The organism is Paraburkholderia sp. GAS334 (genome assembly GCF_050436625.1).
GTDB lineage: Bacteria > Pseudomonadota > Gammaproteobacteria > Burkholderiales > Burkholderiaceae > Paraburkholderia.
The window spans coordinates 570940-588972 of the sequence record NZ_JBNDMO010000001.1; the positions used below are offsets into that span (position 1 = coordinate 570940).

General features: G+C 63.2%; 13 protein-coding genes. 6 read left to right on the plus strand and 7 right to left on the minus strand.

Annotated features, from left to right (window positions below; all coding sequences use genetic code 11):
• The first annotated feature begins 115 nt into the window (after window positions 1–115).
• The gene (locus P3T21_RS02570) at window positions 116–1519 is read left to right on the plus strand and encodes an MFS transporter (RefSeq protein WP_429254346.1); all 1404 of its coding nucleotides are present in this window, start codon (window positions 116–118) and stop codon (window positions 1517–1519) included.
• 330 nt (window positions 1520–1849) lie between these two features.
• Window positions 1850–3583 carry a gamma-glutamyltransferase gene (gene ggt / locus P3T21_RS02575; RefSeq protein ID WP_429254347.1) on the plus strand — a complete coding sequence of 578 codons (1734 nt, stop codon included), beginning with the start codon at window positions 1850–1852 and terminating at the stop codon, window positions 3581–3583.
• Between the two features lie 418 nt (window positions 3584–4001).
• On the opposite strand, the gene P3T21_RS02580 is transcribed toward ggt, so the two are convergent.
• Both P3T21_RS02580 and P3T21_RS02585 read right to left on the minus strand, forming a co-directional pair.
• On the minus strand, window positions 4002–4226 hold the full coding sequence (locus P3T21_RS02580; RefSeq protein ID WP_429254348.1) for a hypothetical protein: 225 nt from the start codon (window positions 4224–4226) through the stop codon (window positions 4002–4004).
• A 97-nt stretch (window positions 4227–4323) separates the two neighbouring features.
• Window positions 4324–5379, minus strand: a complete 1056-nt coding sequence (locus tag P3T21_RS02585; RefSeq protein WP_429254349.1) for a S1C family serine protease — start codon at window positions 5377–5379, stop codon at window positions 4324–4326.
• A gap of 235 nt (window positions 5380–5614) precedes the next feature.
• Here P3T21_RS02585 and P3T21_RS02590 point away from each other — a divergent pair, with 235 nt between their 5' ends.
• Together P3T21_RS02590 and ppk2 are read left to right on the plus strand one after the other, a co-directional pair.
• Window positions 5615–6016: a VOC family protein gene (locus tag P3T21_RS02590; protein ID WP_429254350.1), complete on the plus strand. Its 402-nt coding sequence runs from the start codon at window positions 5615–5617 to the stop codon at window positions 6014–6016.
• Window positions 6017–6314: 298 nt separating this feature from the next.
• Complete coding sequence (gene ppk2, locus P3T21_RS02595) at window positions 6315–7241, plus strand: polyphosphate kinase 2 (protein WP_429254351.1); 927 nt, start codon at window positions 6315–6317, stop codon at window positions 7239–7241.
• A gap of 72 nt (window positions 7242–7313) precedes the next feature.
• Here the strand turns inward: ppk2 and P3T21_RS02600 are convergent, their stop codons facing one another.
• Both P3T21_RS02600 and P3T21_RS02605 read right to left on the minus strand, forming a co-directional pair.
• Window positions 7314–8900, minus strand: a complete 1587-nt coding sequence (locus P3T21_RS02600; protein ID WP_429254352.1) for an inorganic phosphate transporter — start codon at window positions 8898–8900, stop codon at window positions 7314–7316.
• A gap of 90 nt (window positions 8901–8990) precedes the next feature.
• Entirely contained in the window at window positions 8991–10421 is a 1431-nt protein-coding gene (locus P3T21_RS02605; RefSeq protein ID WP_429254353.1) for a PLP-dependent aminotransferase family protein, read from the minus strand.
• Between the two features lie 266 nt (window positions 10422–10687).
• Here P3T21_RS02605 and P3T21_RS02610 point away from each other — a divergent pair, with 266 nt between their 5' ends.
• Entirely contained in the window at window positions 10688–11920 is a 1233-nt protein-coding gene (locus P3T21_RS02610) for an NAD(P)/FAD-dependent oxidoreductase (protein WP_429254354.1), read from the plus strand.
• Window positions 11921–12045: 125 nt separating this feature from the next.
• Entirely contained in the window at window positions 12046–13191 is a 1146-nt protein-coding gene (locus P3T21_RS02615; protein WP_429254355.1) for a branched-chain amino acid ABC transporter substrate-binding protein, read from the plus strand.
• A gap of 219 nt (window positions 13192–13410) precedes the next feature.
• Here P3T21_RS02615 and P3T21_RS02620 read toward each other — a convergent pair whose 3' ends face one another.
• The 3 genes from P3T21_RS02620 to P3T21_RS02630 form a co-directional block, all read right to left on the minus strand.
• Entirely contained in the window at window positions 13411–14067 is a 657-nt protein-coding gene (locus P3T21_RS02620) for an IMPACT family protein (RefSeq protein WP_429254356.1), read from the minus strand.
• A gap of 132 nt (window positions 14068–14199) precedes the next feature.
• The gene (locus P3T21_RS02625; RefSeq protein ID WP_429254357.1) at window positions 14200–16137 is read right to left on the minus strand and encodes an AI-2E family transporter; all 1938 of its coding nucleotides are present in this window, start codon (window positions 16135–16137) and stop codon (window positions 14200–14202) included.
• 251 nt (window positions 16138–16388) lie between these two features.
• Window positions 16389–17798 carry an HdeD family acid-resistance protein gene (locus P3T21_RS02630; RefSeq protein WP_429254358.1) on the minus strand — a complete coding sequence of 470 codons (1410 nt, stop codon included), beginning with the start codon at window positions 17796–17798 and terminating at the stop codon, window positions 16389–16391.
• Between the last annotated feature and the right edge of the window lie 235 nt (window positions 17799–18033).

The following is an 18033-nucleotide window of genomic DNA, read 5'->3' on the forward strand; positions in this document are numbered from 1 at the left end:
GATTGCGTCAGCGCGAGTATCTTGCGTGGTGCCGGATTGACAGCATCACGCAAGCGAGCGATGCGATAATCGCGGCTTTGCGTCTGCGGTTTTTCCGCCTGCCGTCCTTCTGCCAATGCCTCTTGCCCTAGGCACGTTCATTGTTCCACTGATCGTCGCGTGTGCGATGTTCATGGAAAACGTCGACGCCACGGTCATCGTGACGTCACTCCCGGCTCTCGCGCGCGACCTCGGTCACGATCCCATTACGCTCAAGCTCGCGGTCACCGCGTACGTGATCGGCCTTGGCGTGTTCATTCCGATCTGCGGCTGGGTCGCAGACCGCTTCGGTTCGCGCACCGTCTTTCGTACGGCGATCGGCATTTTTATCGTCGGCTCGCTGATGAGCGCGGCGTCGACGTCGCTCGCGATGTTTGTCGTCGCGCGCTTCGTGCAGGGCATCGGCGGCGCGATGATGGTGCCGGTCGGGCGGATCATCATTTTCCGCTCGGTGCCGAAGTCGGACTTCATTCGGGCCGTCAACTATCTCACGGTGCCCGCGTTGCTCGGGCCTGTGGTCGGGCCGCCGCTCGGCGGTTTCATCACCACGTATCTCCACTGGCGGCTGATTTTTTTCATCAACATTCCGATCGGGATCTTCGGTATCTGGCTTGCGAACCGGCATATCGCGAACGTGCGCGAGGCGCATCCGGGGCGGCTCGACTGGACGGGTTTCGTGCTGTCGGCGGGCGGCGCGTCGCTGTTCATGCTTGGGTTGTCGCTCGTCGGTGGAGAGCTGGTTTCGGGCGAGACGTCGACCGTCATGTGCCTGGCCGGCGCGCTTCTGCTGCTGGTCTACTGGTTCTATGCGCGACGCGTCGAGTTGCCCGTGCTCGATCTGCGCTTTCTGCGCATTCCGAGTTTTCACGCGAGCGTGGTGGGCGGTTCGCTGTTTCGCATCGGGCTTGGCGCGGTGCCGTTTCTGCTGCCCCTTGCGCTACAGGAAGGGCTCGGGCTGACCGCTTTCGCGGCGGGCGCGATCACGTGCGCGTCTGCGTTCGGCTCGATCTTCATGAAGACGTTTGCGTCGGGCGTGCTCGCGCGCTTCGGCTTTCGTCGTGTGTTGATGGTCAATGCGGCAATCGCGGGACTCGTGATCGCCATCTACGGGCTCTTCGTGCCTGGTACGCCGCACTGGCTGATCTGGTGTGTGGTGCTGGTCGGTGGCGTGTTTCCTTCGCTGCAGTTCACGAGCCTGAACTCGCTGGCGTACGCCGATATTCCAAGCCGCGACATTGGCCGCGCGACGAGTGTGGCGAGCGTGATCCAGCAGATTTCGCTCGGGCTCGGCGTGACCATCGCGGGCCTCGTGCTGCAGATTTCGCACGATCTTCAGGGGCATGCGACGATCGTCTGGTCGGATTTCTGGCCGGCGTTTCTCGTCGTCGGACTGTTCTCGGTGTGCTCGATACCCATCACGGCGCGGCTTCCGCACGGTAGCGGCGACGAAATCGCGCGTGGAAGCCGGGGCAGCACATAACTGACGTTGCGTTGTCCGTACAACGGTCAACTGTTGCGCTGCGATGGCGGCGGCGCGCGGGACAACAGCACGTTCGTTCGCACGTGTGCCTTGAGCGCTTTGCCCGTCACGTTGGTCGACGATGCCGTCACGATCGCAACTCTTACGCTACCCGTTGACCTGCTTGACGATTGACCCGCCTTCATGCGTTGCCTTGCACTGGATGATGTTTAGCGCACTGCGCCATCCGTGGAGCGCCGTCGAGCGCTTCGCAAACCCCGGACTGCCGTGATATAAGCGCAGAACCGACTTGTTCATCGCTGCATCGGAAGTTGACCTGGGGGATAAGCAATGAAGCTGTTTAACAATGCGAAATCGTCGGCAACGGGCTTTGCGCTGGTTGCGCTGGTATCGGCTTCGACGGCCTTTCTCGAGACCACGCCGGCCGTTGCGAAGGGCGTCGTCAAACCACAACCGGCCGTACTGAACGCGTCGGCGATCGCGGTCGCCGACAAGTACAGCGCGGATGCTGCCGAACAGATCTTCAAGGAAGGCGGCAACGCGGTCGATGCTGCTGTCGCGATCGCCTTTACGCTTGCCGTGACGTATCCGGAGGCGGGCAACATTGGCGGTGGCGGCTTCATGTCGCTGTACGTGAACGGCAAGCCGTATTTCATCGACTATCGCGAGCGCGCGCCGCTCGCCGCGACCCGCAACATGTACCTCGATGACCAGGGCAACGTCATCAAGGGCAAGAGCCTCTTTGGCTACTACGCCGTCGGCGTGCCGGGCACGGTGGCGGGCATGTGGGAAGCGCAGCACCGCTTCGGCCGGCTGAGGTGGAAGCAGGTTCTCGCACCGGCGATCAAGTACGCAACGGACGGTTTCGAAGTCGACGAGCAGCTCGACAAACGTCGCGAAGCAGCGTCGAAAGATTTCGACGGCAAGACCAACTTCGACACGTATTTTGGCAACCTGAAGCAGGGCGTCAACTTCAAGCAGCCTGATCTGGCCGCGGTGCTGACGCGCATCGCGCACGATGGCCCGAAGGACTTCTATAACGGCAAGACTGCTGATCTGATTGCGGCATCGATGCGCGGCCATGGCGCGATCACGAAGCGGGACCTGCAGGACTATCGCGCTGTATGGCGCAAGCCGATCGAAGCGAACTGGAATGGCTACCACGTGATTACGGCGCCGCCGCCGAGCTCGGGCGGTATTGGCCTTGTGCAGCTGTTGAAGATGAAGGCGGATCTCGCGCCGGACTTCAAGGACGTGTCGTTGAATTCGGCGCAATACGTGCATCTGATTGCGGAGATCGAGAAGCGCGTATTTGCTGACCGCGCGCAATACCTGGGCGACCCGGATTTCTACAAGGTACCGGTCGCGCAGTTGACTGACGACGCCTACATTGCAAAGCGCGCTGCCGAGGTGAACCCGACTACGCCATCGGACACGAAGAGTGTGCAACCGGGCCTTGGCACATCGATGCCGGAGAAGGCGGAGACGACGCACTTCTCGGTGGTGGACAAGTGGGGCAATGCGGTGTCGAACACGTACACGATCAACGGCTACTTTGGCTCGGGCGTCGTGGCGGAGGGGACGGGCATTGTGTTGAACGACGAGATGGACGACTTTGCGGCGAAGCCTGGCGTGCCGAACATGTTTGGCGTGGTGGGGAGCGACGCGAACTCGATCGAGCCGAAGAAGCGCCCGTTGTCGTCGATGTCGCCGACGATCTTGACGAAGGACGGCAAGGTATCGCTGGTGATTGGCACGCCTGGAGGCTCACGCATTTTCACGTCGATTTTCCAGGTGATCAACAACGTTTACGACTTCAGGATGCCGTTACCGGAAGCGGTGTCCGCGATGCGCTTCCACCACCAGTTGTTGCCACCGAACACGATTTTCTGGGAGCCGTACAAGCCGATCGATGGCGAGCTGGCGAAGGAGATCGAGGCGAAGGGCTACGTGCTGAAGGGTCAGGACTTTAGCGGCGACATCCAGGCGATCAAGATCAACGGCGACACCCCGGAACCCGTTTCCGACCCACGGGGGCGAGGCGTAACGCGGGTAGTTCAGTAAGCGTCGTGGCTGAAACGACGCAACAGGACGGGCATCGAAATAGATGCCCGTTTTCATTGGAAAAGCAGCACATCACACGAAATACCGCACGGCGACGCACCAAGTGCGAAGCCGATGAATGAGCGCTGTGTCACGAGCGATGCTGTGCGAGGGAACAGACCGTGCGCGGACCCATACCGCGTGAAGTGCGATGACGACACTTCATGGGGTGCCATTCCCCGGCAGCGACACACCTGGAACGGACGAGTTTTCGGCGCCTTTCTTTTGCCTACTTTTCTTTGGCAAGGACGCCCCGAAGGAAGTCCCCTTGGGGGACAAAGAAAAGTAGGTGCCGCCCCGCACAGGGGCGACGCCAATAGACCGACACGAATACAAGGAAAGGCCAAAACAAACCCAAACCAAAACGAAACCTAAAGCTTCAAAATCCGCTCAAAAAACCGACACCACGCGGCAGCGTGATCCGCATCATCAGAAGAAGATAGAGATGACGATAAAGAAGAAAAAGCCTCATCCCCAGCCCGCCGGCAGGCAAAAACAAACCGTTCAAGCGCTTCGCGATCAGCGAACTCAAGTTCATGCTGCGCAGCAACAACCACAACCCGCGCGGGTCCGCGCCTGACTCTGGGAATGCCGGAATCATCATATCCAGCGATATCCCGTGCAACTTTCACCTGGTAGTCACGGGCCAAGTCGCTCTCCTCAGCAGCTGATCGATCTCCCCAGTATAGGCAACGAAACGGCTAACTGGCCTGCTCAACCGGTGTCAACGCCAACTCAAGCTTTTGCGCGCCACGCAGCACGGCCACCGAAACGACCCGATCGATCCGCGAAGCACCGAGCGCGCGCTGCAATCCATCGACGCTATCCACTTCCACGCCGTCAACCGCAACAATCGTATCGTCCATGCGCACGCCGGCCGCCGCCGCCGGACTGCCTTTGACGACCTCCATCACATGTACCCCGCTGACCAAATTCAGCCCGAAATACCGCTGCACACGCCGCGAGATGGGCGTTGTCGTGCCGGCCACGCCGATATAGGCGCGCCGCACGCGCCCATACGCGAAGATCTGCATGATCACCCACTTCGCCGTATCGATCGCCGTCGCGAAGCAGATCGCCTGCGCGCCGGGGATGATCGCGGTGTTCACGCCAACCACCTGGCCCGCCGAATTAATCAGCGGGCCGCCCGAGTTGCCCGGGTTCAGCGCGGCGTCGGTCTGGATCACGTCGTAGATCATGCGTCCGGAGTTCGAGCGCAACGAGCGGCCGAGCGCCGATACCACGCCGGTCGTGACCGTCTGCGCAAGCCCGAGCGGATTGCCGACCGCGATCGCGATCTGCCCGACGCGCAGCTTGCCGGATTCGCCCAGCTCGACGTGCGGCAACGGTTCGGGCGAGCCGATCCGCAGCACCGCGAGATCGCTGTCCGGATCGTCGCCGAAGAGATCGGCGTCGAATTTCGCGCCGTCGGCGAGTGTCACGCGAATATGCGTCGCGCCGTGCACGACGTGGCTGTTGGTCAGCAGATAGCCGTCAGGCGTGAAGAGAAATCCCGAGCCAGTGCCACCGCGCGTGCCGCGGCCGTGGCCATGATGGCCATTAGCGTCGCCCGGCAGGCGCCGTTCGACCGAAATGAACGCGACGGCCTGCTGCACGCGTTCGAGTGCGCCGATGACCGTGCGGGAGTACGCGTCGAGCAGCGCGTCGTCGTCGGCGAGGGGGAGCGCAGCGGTAGCGTCGGCCGCATCGGGCGCGCCGGGCGGCAGATCATCGATGAAACGGGGACGGCTTCCCATGATGAAGCTCCAGATAGATGGATACGCAGATGCAGGGTCGCGCCGCCGTTTTTCAAGAGCCCTGAAGAGCGCGTGCACAGGCGCCTGTGAGACACTTCCCTGACGCCTGCCTTGCAGCGGTCTTCAGGGACCCGCGGGGCGGCTCAGCGAGCCGTGGCGCGAGGACGGCAAGACTCAACGGACCTGCCATGCCGCCACGCCGCAGCGGCCCGCAGCGCCAAAGGAGCACGACAGCATGAACCAGCCAGCGAACCCGTCCACCCCGAACGCGCCGCGTGTCGAATCGCTGAGCGCGATCACGCTCGCGACGCACGACATGGCGCGCGCGGTGGCGTTCTACGAGGCGCTCGGTTTTCCTCGCCGGTTCGGTGGTCCTGACGAGGCATTTACATCATTCGCGCTGGGCACGTCATTCCTGAACCTGATTGCCGACACGCGCGGTCCGATCAACTGGTGGGGGCGCGTGATCATCCATGTGTCGGACGTAGACGGCATGTACCGGAAGGCGGAAGCCGCCGGCCTCAAGCCGGAATTCGCGCCATCCGATGCGCCGTGGGGCGAGCGATACTTTCATATCGTCGACCCGGACGGGCACGAGTTGAGCTTTGCGCGTCCGCTGCAAGGCGACAACACATAGATCCGTCTTCGCTGTCCGCCCGTTTCGAAACGCAGGAAAAGCGGCTGTCGGCAGGCTTCTGATCGTCGCCAGAAACTCGCTATGATGTCCCTTTGCCGTTTGCAAATGACTCAGGACAGGGCCTCGGCCGCTGGCCTCGCCGCATACGTCAAGACGAACCACCGCCGCACCGTATGACAGCCACGCCGGGGTAACACGCTTGACACCTCGCGCTTCGATAATCGACCCGCCGACGCTGCACGCATCTGGCGTGCAGCCCCCGTTTTGCAGCCTGCTTCCGTCGCACAGGAGAATGACGATGAAAGAACATGACATGGCCCACGACGCCGCGGCATTCGCGGAACGTCAGCGCCGTTTCGAAGAAGACCTCATCGATGCATACGACGAGGAACTCGAAATGGAAGTGGACGATCGCATCATCGACGGCGCGGACGGCCTGACCGCTGAAGCCCGCGAAGCGCGCAAGCACTATTTCCGCGAGCTGTTCCGCCTGCAAGGCGAACTCGTCAAACTGCAGGACTGGATCGTGCACACGGGTCACCGGCTCGTCGTGATCTTCGAAGGCCGGGATGCAGCGGGCAAGGGCGGAGCGATCAAGCGCATCACGCAGCGTCTGAACCCACGCGTGTGCCGCGTGGCCGCGCTGCCTGCGCCGAACAACCGCGAACGCACGCAGTGGTATTTCCAGCGCTATACGCAGCATCTGCCTGCCGGCGGTGAAATGGTGCTGTTCGATCGTAGCTGGTACAACCGGGCGGGCGTTGAGCGCGTGATGAATTTCTGCTCCGACGACGAGTACGAAGAGTTTTTCCGCTCAGTGCCGGAGTTCGAAAAGATGCTGGTGAGAAGCGGCATCCAGATCGTCAAATACTGGTTTTCGATCACCGACGAAGAGCAGGAAATCCGCTTCCAGAACCGCATTCACGATCCACTCAAGCAATGGAAGCTGAGCCCGATGGACCTGGAAAGCCGCCGTCGCTGGGAAGCCTATACGCAGGCGAAAGAAGTCATGCTACATCGCTCGCACATTCCCGAAGCGCCGTGGTGGGTCGTGCAGGCCGTCGACAAGAAGCGCGCGCGTCTGAACTGCATTCACCATCTGCTGAGCCAGGTGCCGTATCACGAGATCGAGCATCCGACGATCTCGCTGCCCGACCGCGTGTTCAACACGGAGTACATCCGCCAGCCGGTGCCTGCTTCAATGATCGTGCCGGAAATCTACTGATTCGACCGGGCATAAAAAAGGCGGCGCGCAGTTCAATATGCGCGCCGCCTTTTTCGTTATGTCGATGCCGCTTTAGAACACGTGGCGGAACACCCAGTAAAGGCCGCCCGCCAGCACGATCGAAACCGGCAGCGTCAGCACCCATGCCATCACGAGGCTGCGCACGGTGTTCCATTGCAGGCCGGAACCGTTGGCGGCCATCGTACCCGCCACACCGGACGACAGCACGTGCGTCGTCGAAACCGGCAGACCGTACACGTCCGCCGCGCCGATCGTCAGCATCGCGACCAGTTCGGCGGATGCACCTTGCCCGTACGTCAGATGCTGCCTGCCGATCTTTTCGCCGACGGTCACGACGATCCGCTTCCAGCCGACCATCGTGCCGAGCCCCAGCGCGATCGCGACCGCGACCTTCACCCACGTCGGAATGAACTTGGTGGCGTGGTCGGTCTGCTTCTTGAAGTTGTCGATGGCCTTGAGGTCGTCGGCGGCGAAGGCGGGTTGCTTCGCCTTTTCCATCAGACGGATCGCTTCGGACGCGACGTACATGTTGTTACGCACGTTATCGACCATGTCCTTCGGCACGCTGGCCATCGAACCCGACGAGCCGACCTGCTGGCCGATCTGGTCGATCAGCTGTTTCAGCGCCGGCACCGTCGCGGGCGCGAGCTGGCGCGTCTGCACGAAGGCTTCCACGTCGCCCCGCGGATTCGCCGACAGCGGCGCGCCGTTCGTGTACTTCGCGAGCGTCGTGGACGTCTGTTGCGCGACGGCGAGGAACGTCTGCGTTTCGGAGGTCGTCACGGCCTTGTTCAGTGCGAATGAAGCGGGCACCGTGCCGATCAGGATCAGCATGATGAGGCCCATGCCTTTCTGGCCATCGTTGGAACCGTGCGCGAACGAAACGCCCGTACAGGTGAGGATCAGCAGGCTGCGGATCCAGAACGGCGGCGGCTTTTTGCCCTTCGGTTCCGCGTAGAGCGCCGGCACGCGCACGACAGCCTTCAACACGAGCAGCAGCAGTGCGGCCGCCAGAAATCCGATCAGCGGCGAAAACAGCAGCGCCTTGCCGACGCCGAGCGCCTGGTTCCAGTCCACGCCGCTCGTGCCCGACGAACCATGAATCAACTGGTTCATCAGGCCGACGCCGATGATCGAGCCGATCAACGTATGCGAACTCGACGACGGCAGCCCGAAATACCACGTACCCAGATTCCAGATGATCGCGGCGATCAGCAGCGCGAACACCATCGCGAAACCCGCGCTACTGCCGACCTGCAGGATCAGCTCGACAGGCAGCAGCTGCAGGATGCCGAACGCGACCGCGCCGCTCGACGTCAGCACGCCGAGAAAATTCCATGTGCCCGACCAGACGACGGCAAGATTCGGCGTCAGCGAATGCGTATAGATGACGGTCGCGACGGCGTTCGCGGTGTCGTGAAAGCCATTGACGAACTCGAACCCCAGCGCGATCAGCAACGCAACGCCGAGCAGGAAGTACGGCACAAAAGCGTTGGGGCGAAGCGGCTGCAGATCGTCGATCAGATGCGTGGCGACGTAAAAGGCGCCCACGGCGATGACCAGCATGAAGACGATGAGGCTCGCGCTCCGGCCTCGTCCAGCTGCTGCTTCCGGTTGCGGATAGGAGAGTTCTGGCATGGGCTTGCCCTGGAGAGATCGGTTGGGGGGACTTTCGATCGTGCAGGGCGTGTATGTCCGGCTGATGACAGAACGGTGTCGGTATGCCCCTTAAATCGTGCCGAAGAGCGCGCGCGGGCGATCTTTCAGCGTGCCCGCAAGCAACCGCAGCGCGCTCACCAGCTGGTCGCGGCTCGACGCGCACGCGAGATTGATCCGCACGCCGTGCTCGATCTCCGAGCGGTCGACTGCAAAGGCCGACGACGGCATCACGATCACGCCGCGCGCCTTCGCATTGGCCGCGAAATCGTCGGCGCGCCACGGTGGCGGCAGCCTGAGCCAGACAAACATGCAGGCCGGATCGGACTCCAGCAGTTCCTGAGGCAGCAGTTCGCGCGCGAGGTCGTGCCGTGCGCGGATTTCGGCGAGTTGTGCATTCATGATGTGGCGCGCGGTGCCGTCCTCGATCCATATCGACGCGATCAGCATCGACATCGGCGCAGGCATCCACGCGGTGGTGCGCACGGCCTCCGCACAAAGCGCGGAGCTATCCGGTGGACTCAGCAAATACCCAAGACGCAGGCCCGGCGCCAGGATCTTCGACGTCGCGGCGATGTGAAACGTCAGTTCGGGGCAGAGACTTGCGATGGCCGGCAGACGCTGGGACACAAGCGGACCATAAACGTCGTCTTCGATGATGGTGACGCCGTGCCGGCGCGCGACATCGACAAGTGCCATCCGGCGTTCGAGGCTCATCGTCGTGACGGTCGGGTTCTGCAGGTTCGGCACGGTGAAGATTGCTTTCACCCGCGTGCGGCGGCAGAGGCGGTCGACTTCATCCGTCAGCAGCCCGTCGCGGTCGCTCGGCACGCCGACAATCTCGAACTGGAACACGGGCGCGAGCGCCTTCAGGCCGTAGTACGTGAGCTGGTCGGCGAGGATGACGCCGTCCGTGCCGATCAGGCTGTTCAGCACGGCGTAGAGGCCGTGCTGCGCGCCGCTCGTCACCACGACATGATCCGGCTCCGGCGTGAAGCCGGGCGCGGCCATCCACTTCGCGCCGGCGGCGCGCGCCCACAGCGGCCCCTGCGGCGGCTGGTATTCCTGTAGCGAGGGATAGCGCGGATCGCGCGGCAACTCGGCAAGCGTACGCGCGAGGCAATTCAGGAATTCGCCCGTCGCCGGACGGTTCACGGTCAGATCGACGGCCGCGTTGTTCACGGCGCGTGCCGGTTCGACGCTCGGCATCGCGCCACCCGTCACGAGCGAGCCGCGCCGTTTGCTGCCGATCACGAGGCCACGCAGCTGGAGTTCCCTGTACGCGCGCGATACCGTCGACACGTTGATACCCAGCTCCGTCGCAAGCTGGCGCTGCGGCGGCAGCCGGCTGCCCGGCGGATAGACGCCGCTGCGGATCTCATCCTCGATCGAACTCGATACCTCGACATACGTGGCGCGTTTTGCTCGCGTTGGCGAACGCGTCGCTGTTTCTGACGCGCCTGCGCCATTGTCGGCCCGCGTTGCTGGTTTGTCCGAAGCCATTCTCTTGCGCGTCTCCATACAAAACCGGTTTTGTCCGCAGCTTCGCGGCAAGTGTCCCGATTCTATACCAGTTAAGGCGCGCTACAACGTCCTGAAGGGTGGCAAAGAGTGCGCCAGCATCGCGCCAGGGAAAATCCCATGCCACACAATCAGTATTTTAATTGCACACAAAAAATTCTTGTGTGATTCTAGAGTCATGGTTTGTCTGGTGCGTGGACGCGACCGCCGGTCGTCGAGCGTCGCACCGGTATGCGGGGGGAAAGGGAATGGCGGAGATTGCCATCGTCGGCGCCGGATTTATCGGGCTTGCGAGCGCTGCCTGGCTGATGCGCGACGGCCATCGCGTCACGTTGTTCGACCCTTCGGGCGTCGGGCAGGGCGCGTCGTTTGGCAACGCGGGAACGTTCGCGCACTACGCGTGCATTCCGGTGAACAACCCGTCCGTGTTTCGCGATCTGCCGCGCTTTCTGCTATCGAGCGAAAGTCCGTTCCGCCTGCGCTGGCGCTATCTGCCGCACCTCGCGCCGTGGCTGGTCCGTTTCCTCATGAGTTCGACGCCGCATCGGTACGAGGCGAGCGCCCGCGCGCTGGCCGCGCTGCTTGGGCACGCGCAGGCCGGTTACGGGCCACTCCTCGCCGGGCCTGAACTCCAGCAGTTCGTGCGGCCACGCGAATGCCTGTACCTGTATTCGAACGGTGCGTCGTTCGATGCGGCGCGTCGTGCGCTGGATCTTCGACAGAAGCTCGGCGTCAGCTTCGACGTGCTGGCCGCGGATGACATCCGGCAACTCGAACCCGCGCTCGCGCCGATCTTCGAGCGCGGCGTGCTGTTCAGCGACAGCTGGCATTTCTCGAATCCGCAAGGCTTTCTGCAGACGCTCTTCGAACACCTCGCCGCTGGCGGACTGACGCTCAAACGCTCGACGGTGAGCGCCGTACAACCGGCGGCCGATGGCGCGTCGCTGGTTGTCGAAGGCGGCACGCAACGTCGCTTCGATTACGTGGTGATCGCTACCGGCGCGCGCTCCGCGACGTTCGCGCAGCAGTGCGGCGATCGCGTGCCGCTGGATACCGAGCGTGGCTATCACGTGCGTTACCCCGGCGCCACGCAGCTGATTTCGCGGCCGGTCGGCTGGGCCGAACGCGGCTTTTACATGACGCCGATGAGCGATGGCATCCGCGTCGCAGGCACGGTCGAACTGGGTGGATTCAGCGATACGCGCAACCGCTCGCTGCTCGATCTGCTGACGTTTTCTTCGAAGCGCGCGCTACCGGGGCTCGATTCACCGGATAGCAGCTGGCTCGGGTTTCGTCCGACGCTACCCGACGGTCTGCCGGTGCTCGGCCGGTCGCGGGCCAGTGAGCGCGTGATCTACGCGTTCGGTCACCAGCACCTGGGGCTGACGCTCGCGGGCGTGACGGGCCAGATCGTGGCCGATCTGGTGGCACGGCGAGCGCCGCCACTCGACCTCGCGCCTTACGCAGCGGCGCGTTTCTAACGATCGAAGGAACCGCGCGAAAGCGCCGCATCGGATTGCTGCCATCGCAGGACGACCTCGACGTGTCGCGCGTCGGGCCAGTCGATACCACCACGCGCGACGTTTATATCGTAAAGGAGCGCATCATGAATCGCCGCTATTGGCTTTTGAGTCTGGCAGTCTGCGCGCTGGGTGCGCAGATACCGCCTTCGTGGGCTGCCGATCCCGACGTTGTCAAAATCGGTTTTGTCGGGCCATTGACGGGCCCGGTTGCGCGTGTCGGCAAGGATCTGCAATACGGCGCGCAGCTCGCGCTCGACGAGGAGAACGCGAAGCATCCGACCGTCGCGGGCAAGCCCGTCAAGTTCGTGCTCGACGTGCAGGACGATCAGGGCGACCCGCGCGTCGCGATCCAGGTCGCGCAGAAGCTGGTCGATGATGGTGTTGTAGGCGTGATCGGCCATTACAACTCGGGTTGCAGCATTCCCGCGTCGACGGTCTACCATCAGGCGAACGTCGCGATGATCACGCCTGGCTCGACCAACCCGCAACTGACCAAACAGGGCTTCAAGAACGTGTTCCGCACGATGGGTCATGACGGTGTGGGCGGCATTGTCGCGGGGCATTTCGTTGTCGAGCAGCTGAAGGCGAAGCGCATCGGCATCATCGACGATCGCACGGCGTTCGGTCAGGGCCTCGCGGATGCGTTCGAAAAAGGCGCGAAGGAGGCGAACGGTAACATCGTCGATCGCGAGTTCACGAACGACAAGGCCGTCGACTTCCGCGCGATCCTGACGACGTTGAAGAGCAAGAATGTCGACGTGATTTTCTTTGGCGGTCTGGATGAGCAGGGCGCCATGCTCGTCAAACAGATGCGTTCACTGGGTATGACGGCCCAGCTGTTCGGTGCGGGCGCGCTGAAGAGCAATGCCTTCCTGCAGATTGCCGGCACATCGGGCGAACGCACGCAGGATCTGGAGCCGGGTCCCGCGCTGGACAAGCTGCCCGCTGCTCAGGAATTCGGCAAGCGGTACAAGGCGCGCTTTAACCAGGACGTCGAGTTATACGCGCCGTTCGCGTACGACGCGGCGCTGGCGATGATCAAGGCCATCCACGACGCGAATTCGCTCGACCGGCAGAAAATTGTCGATAGCCTGGCGAAGGTGTCGGTGACAGGCGTCACGGGCAAGATCTCGTTCGATCCCTATGGCGATCTGATCAAGCCGCCTTATACGCTGTTCGAAGTGCAGCAGGGACAGTGGAAGAGCCAGAAGACGATTGGCGGCACCTGATTTTCGGGTGCATCGAAGCGGCGGCTGCGTTTTCGCGGCCGTCCGCTTCAAGCCGGCTGTAACAGATCGCGCGTCCGTTTTTGCATCGAAAAGGCCGTTCCGACATCGTTGTCGAACGGTCTTTTTCTTTTTGCGCGCGTGTGCCTGGATGCAATCCCTTCTGATGCATAACGTTATGCGTGTAGCTTTGCGTGGCGACGCGTTGACAACCGATAGCGATTACGAAGACGTCTCGTGAAAAATCGCGCGGCCTTGCGTCATGTCGCGCAAGGCATCGCGCGCGCCGTCGATTGCGGTGACGGGCATGCGGATGGTCAGCTGCACGGCCATGCCGTAAGCGCTTTCGGCGAGTGCGTGATTTTCCTGCTCGATCCAGCGGCGCACACGCGCTTCGTCCGGGTAGCCGATCTCGACGGTCAGCGACGCCTGGGCGATGCGCTCGACGCGCGGGGCATCCTGAAGCGCCGTCGCGATTGCATCGGTATAGGCCCGCACGAGCCCGCCCGCGCCAAGTTTGACGCCGCCGTAATAGCGCACGACCGCGGCAAGCACACCGTCCAGGTCGTGATGCCGCAGCACCTCCAGAATCGGCCGGCCCGCGGTGCCCGAAGGCTCGCCATCATCGGACATGCCGGATTGCCCGCCTGCCAGCAAGGCCCAGCACACGTGCGTGGCGCCCGGGTGCGCCTCGCGCAGACGACGCAGTTCGGCCATCGCCGCATCGCGGTCCTCGACGGGAATGGCGTGCGCGATAAAGCGGCTCTTGCGGATTTCGAGTTCGGCAGTGAGGGCGTCGGGAAGCGTGTAGGTGGGCAAGGCGAGGGCGTGCTGCGAAGAGAGGGAAACGTCGGCCGTAAAGAAAGGTTCAGGCGTCATGGTAACGGATCGCCTGCGCGCGGGCGTTCTACCGGATCGTCACAACGCTTTGGCGAATTTCGCAACGGTGTCTTGCATGAACGCGTAGTGACGTTATCCGGGACGAACCGCATAATGGCTTCTGTGGCGGATCTAGCTCCCGGCTGGGGCGAAACCGGGTTCCTCACCTGGTCGATCCGTCATCTCTCTTTCGTCCATTGCGTCCATTTTGTCCTCTATCACGCTCACGGCCGAGCGGCATTCTTCGATCAAACCCCGGAACGTCGTGGTGCTGAGTGTGCCTGCCGGCACGCTATCAGGTGTGCCGTCCAGCGGCGCGCCGAAGGCGAGAATGAGCGTGGCGGGCGTCTCCCGCGCGCGCACGCGTCGCACGAGATTGCGTAGATAAGGCGGCGATTCTGCCGCGTCGAGCGAAATCACAGACATCACCGGTACTCGATTGACATCGAGCGTGGCCGCATCGCCGCGACGGAAGCGCTCGTACGTCGTCGAGACGCAGGCTATCCGGTAGCGCGTCAGCAACTGCACTGCCATCGCAGTCGCGACTTCATCGAACGCGCCACGCCCGGAGATGCACAGCACGGGCTCCGCGCGTAACGCGACTGTCGATGCCTTCGCCTCATCGTCAGATGTCGCGGTGGCATCGGGAAGCGCAAGCACATCCTGCACGCCTTCCACCGCTTCGAGATTTTCGACGATATCGACCAGCGCCTCGTTGATCCGCGTGAGCTGTTCCGAATGCAGCACGCCGCGCAGCGCATCGTTGCGTGCGAGACGAAGCCCTTCGAGCACCACCTGATCGTAGTAATCGATCAGCGACATCTCGCCGAGCAGCCGCTCGGCCTGCACGATGGCTTCATGCAGATCGTTCGCCAGCAGCCGTTGATAGAAATTCTGCGCAGGCGTCAGCGCCGGCTGGTCGCCCAGCAGCACGGTCAGGAAATTGAGCCGGTCGGCGTAGCGGCCGAGTGTGACGACGCACAACGTGAGCGGCGTCGACAGCACGAGGCCCACCGGGCCCCACAGCCAGCTCCAGAAAATCGCCGCGACGATCACCGCGAGCGGCGACAGCCCCGAACGATGTCCATACAGGAACGGCTCGGCGATCTGCCCGGCCACGACATCGACGACGATGAACAGCACGAGCGTCCACACGGCCATGGTCCATTGCGGCTGGATGGCGGCCGCGAGACACACGGCCAGCGCCGCCGCAATCCAGATTCCGATATACGGGACGAACCGGAGCAGGGCGGCGATCACGCCAAACAGCAGCGCACCCGGTACGCCGAGCAGCGCGAGTCCGATCGCGATCACCGCACCGACGCCGAGATTCAGACCCAGCTGCGCGATGAAATAGCGGCTCAGACGAACCGCGGCGTCATCGATCGCGGTGGTCGCGCGATGCAGGTCGCTGGATCCGAAGAGGCTGATCAGGCGATCGCGCAGATCCTCGCGTTGCAGCAGGATAAAGATCGTCACGACCAGCACGATGAAGGTCGTCTCGATCGGCGCGATCGCGGGAGAAAACGCGCGTTGTGCAAGCTCGAGCGGCGTCGGTACAGGCTCGTGGACCTCGACCGGCATCGGCACGGCGGGCGTGCCGCGGGCGGGCCGGCCGGTTACGCGCGGCGCCGGTCGCGAAGGCGCGACGCGTTGCAGCGTGCTCGCGGCCCGGCTGAGCCATACGTCGGCGCGGCCGACCGTCTTCTCCTGCACGGTTTCGATCTTGCGCTCGATCGCCTGCTGATACTGGGGCAGGTCGGCCGCGAGCTGGACGATCTGCGCGCCGATCAGCGCGCCCGCGCCCAGCAGTACCGCGAGCGCGAGAAATACCGCGATGAAGATCGACGGCAGCTGGCCCATATGCAGGCGCCGCAACGTGGTGACGAGAGGCGCGAGCAGGAAGCTGAGCAGGACCGACAGAATGATCGGAATGAGGACGGCGCGCCCGAAGTACAGCCCGCAGACCACCACGACGCCTGTGACGACCGACGCCAGACCGTGCAGCGTCGGCGTACGCGGCGGATACACGCGATTGGGCCTTCCGTGTGGCGGCAACGGGAGTTTCATGGATCAGGGTTCCGGGTGACAGGATGCATCGCCGCGCGAAGGCGGCATTAGCAAATAAACAGGGAAGTCGCAGCAATCCGCATGCCCGATGGTGTTCAGCCGGCGCGTCCGGAACGCCCGGCGCCGGCGGGGAACGATCGATGCGATCGCGACGATCAGTGCGTCCTTCGAGTATGCGCTGTGATGCGGGGCGGGGCCAACAGGATTGACCCCACCCTGGGCGCGTTCACGGGCAATGCCATCTGACGGCTTCAGACCTCGCTGCCGGCCGTGCTCGCCGGATCGGCGCTGCGCCCATCGGCCGCTGCTTTTTCCTCTTCACGCCACTGCTGCCGCGAGCGGTACATCTTTTGCAGTGCGAGCCTCGCCATCTTGACCCAGCCTGACGGACGAGGATCGGCCAGCATGCTGAGTGCGCGCGCGTAATCGAGCGTCAGACCGGGCGTCCAGGCCATCGTCGTCGCGCGTTTGCGGATCTGCGCGGCCACCCAGAGTTCGGGTGTGGTCAGCACGCGCACGAAGGGCCGCCAGCCACCCTTCCGGTGCCACACCCGGGCCGACGCGCCTTCGATCGCGGCTTCCAGCGCGCGCGAGACGGTGCTCGAGCAGTTACGGTGCGTGAGGTTGTAGGTCGCGTCCTGCCGGTACGCCTGCCAGAACCGGCGCAGCCGCTCGGGATCGTAATTGCGGATGCGGACCTGGATCGTCGATGGACACCATGCTTTCGATTCGGTCGCGTAGTCGGGCTGAAACACGCCGGGCACGTCGTTCTCGGGCGTAGCGCGGAGGATGCGCGTGAAGTCATCAGGCGAACGGTCGATTTCGACGCCCGGATACAGGCTGATATAGATGCCTTCGGGTGATTCGAGCGCGGCGTGGCCGGTCGAGATCACGCCGTTGCGATCCACCGCGGCGATATAGCGGTCGACGATCAACTGACGCCGCGCTTCCGACTTCGACGACCCGACGGGCGTCCACACGTGCACGGTCAGCGCGGGCTCGTCGGGCGCGGGCGGCCCATCCCATTCGACGACACGGTGCTTCTGCCGCTCGACCGGTGTCGCGCTCGCCACCTGTGCGGCAGCTTCGCGTTCAACGGCCGGATTTGCCGCGAGTCGCCGCACGCGTGAGGCAAGCAGGATCATGTTCCAGCCGGCGAACACCAGGCCGAGCCCAAGGCAATACGGCACCGTACCCACATACCAGGTGGGAAACGGCTGATAGAAAAAGATCGCAAGCGCGATTTCGACGATGCCGCCCGCTATCGCAAGACGCCACGTGCGATAGCGCACGACTTTCGCGGAGACGATCTGCAGCAGGCCGTCGGCGAGAAAGAGCGTGCCGAAAATCATCGAGAGGATGAAATTGCCGTGGTGATGGCCGGCCAGAATCAGCAGGGCAGCGACGCTGAACGCCGTGCCCTTCACATAGCGCAGCGTGCGCTGGCCGCCCATGCCGGTCCATGCGACGGCCAGCGTTGCCAGCCCTTCCAGCAATAAAAGAAGCGCAAACGGCGTGATCGGGAAATACAGCGCGTTGTCGAGCGCGTCGATGAAGACGACGACGCCGACGATCACGCTGATCCAGCCCATCATCATCAATGGCCGCCAGCGTGTGCGCAGATAGTCGACACCCAGCAGGATCATCACCAGACGAACCATCGCAATCCTTCAGAAACCGTGTCAGTTGCGGGACAGTACACGCGGGCGCCCTGTATTTCACATGGCGACGTCAGGTAAGGCCGGATCAAGTCTTCGCTTGATATTAGCGGTTCGGTTCAGCGAGAACAAATGCGGGTGGCTGCCACGATCATCGTCAGGCCGGAGGGGCCGGGTCGCCGGTCGTCGCATCTGCTATCCTCATTCACGGAGACGTTTTGCAAGCCACAACTTGAAT

Excerpts from the sequence above, each read along its gene's own strand:
- P3T21_RS02570 (WP_429254346.1), top strand. The coding sequence starts at position 116 with ATGCCTCTTGCCCTAGGCACGTTCATTGTTCCACTGATCGTCGCGTGT.
- ggt (WP_429254347.1), top strand. The coding sequence starts at position 1,850 with ATGAAGCTGTTTAACAATGCGAAATCGTCGGCAACGGGCTTTGCGCTG.
- P3T21_RS02580 (WP_429254348.1), bottom strand. The coding sequence starts at position 4,226 with ATGATGATTCCGGCATTCCCAGAGTCAGGCGCGGACCCGCGCGGGTTG.
- P3T21_RS02585 (WP_429254349.1), bottom strand. The coding sequence starts at position 5,379 with ATGGGAAGCCGTCCCCGTTTCATCGATGATCTGCCGCCCGGCGCGCCC.
- P3T21_RS02590 (WP_429254350.1), top strand. The coding sequence starts at position 5,615 with ATGAACCAGCCAGCGAACCCGTCCACCCCGAACGCGCCGCGTGTCGAA.
- ppk2 (WP_429254351.1), top strand. The coding sequence starts at position 6,315 with ATGAAAGAACATGACATGGCCCACGACGCCGCGGCATTCGCGGAACGT.
- P3T21_RS02600 (WP_429254352.1), bottom strand. The coding sequence starts at position 8,900 with ATGCCAGAACTCTCCTATCCGCAACCGGAAGCAGCAGCTGGACGAGGC.
- P3T21_RS02605 (WP_429254353.1), bottom strand. The coding sequence starts at position 10,421 with ATGGCTTCGGACAAACCAGCAACGCGGGCCGACAATGGCGCAGGCGCG.
- P3T21_RS02610 (WP_429254354.1), top strand. The coding sequence starts at position 10,688 with ATGGCGGAGATTGCCATCGTCGGCGCCGGATTTATCGGGCTTGCGAGC.
- P3T21_RS02615 (WP_429254355.1), top strand. The coding sequence starts at position 12,046 with ATGAATCGCCGCTATTGGCTTTTGAGTCTGGCAGTCTGCGCGCTGGGT.
- P3T21_RS02620 (WP_429254356.1), bottom strand. The coding sequence starts at position 14,067 with ATGACGCCTGAACCTTTCTTTACGGCCGACGTTTCCCTCTCTTCGCAG.
- P3T21_RS02625 (WP_429254357.1), bottom strand. The coding sequence starts at position 16,137 with ATGAAACTCCCGTTGCCGCCACACGGAAGGCCCAATCGCGTGTATCCG.
- P3T21_RS02630 (WP_429254358.1), bottom strand. The coding sequence starts at position 17,798 with ATGGTTCGTCTGGTGATGATCCTGCTGGGTGTCGACTATCTGCGCACA.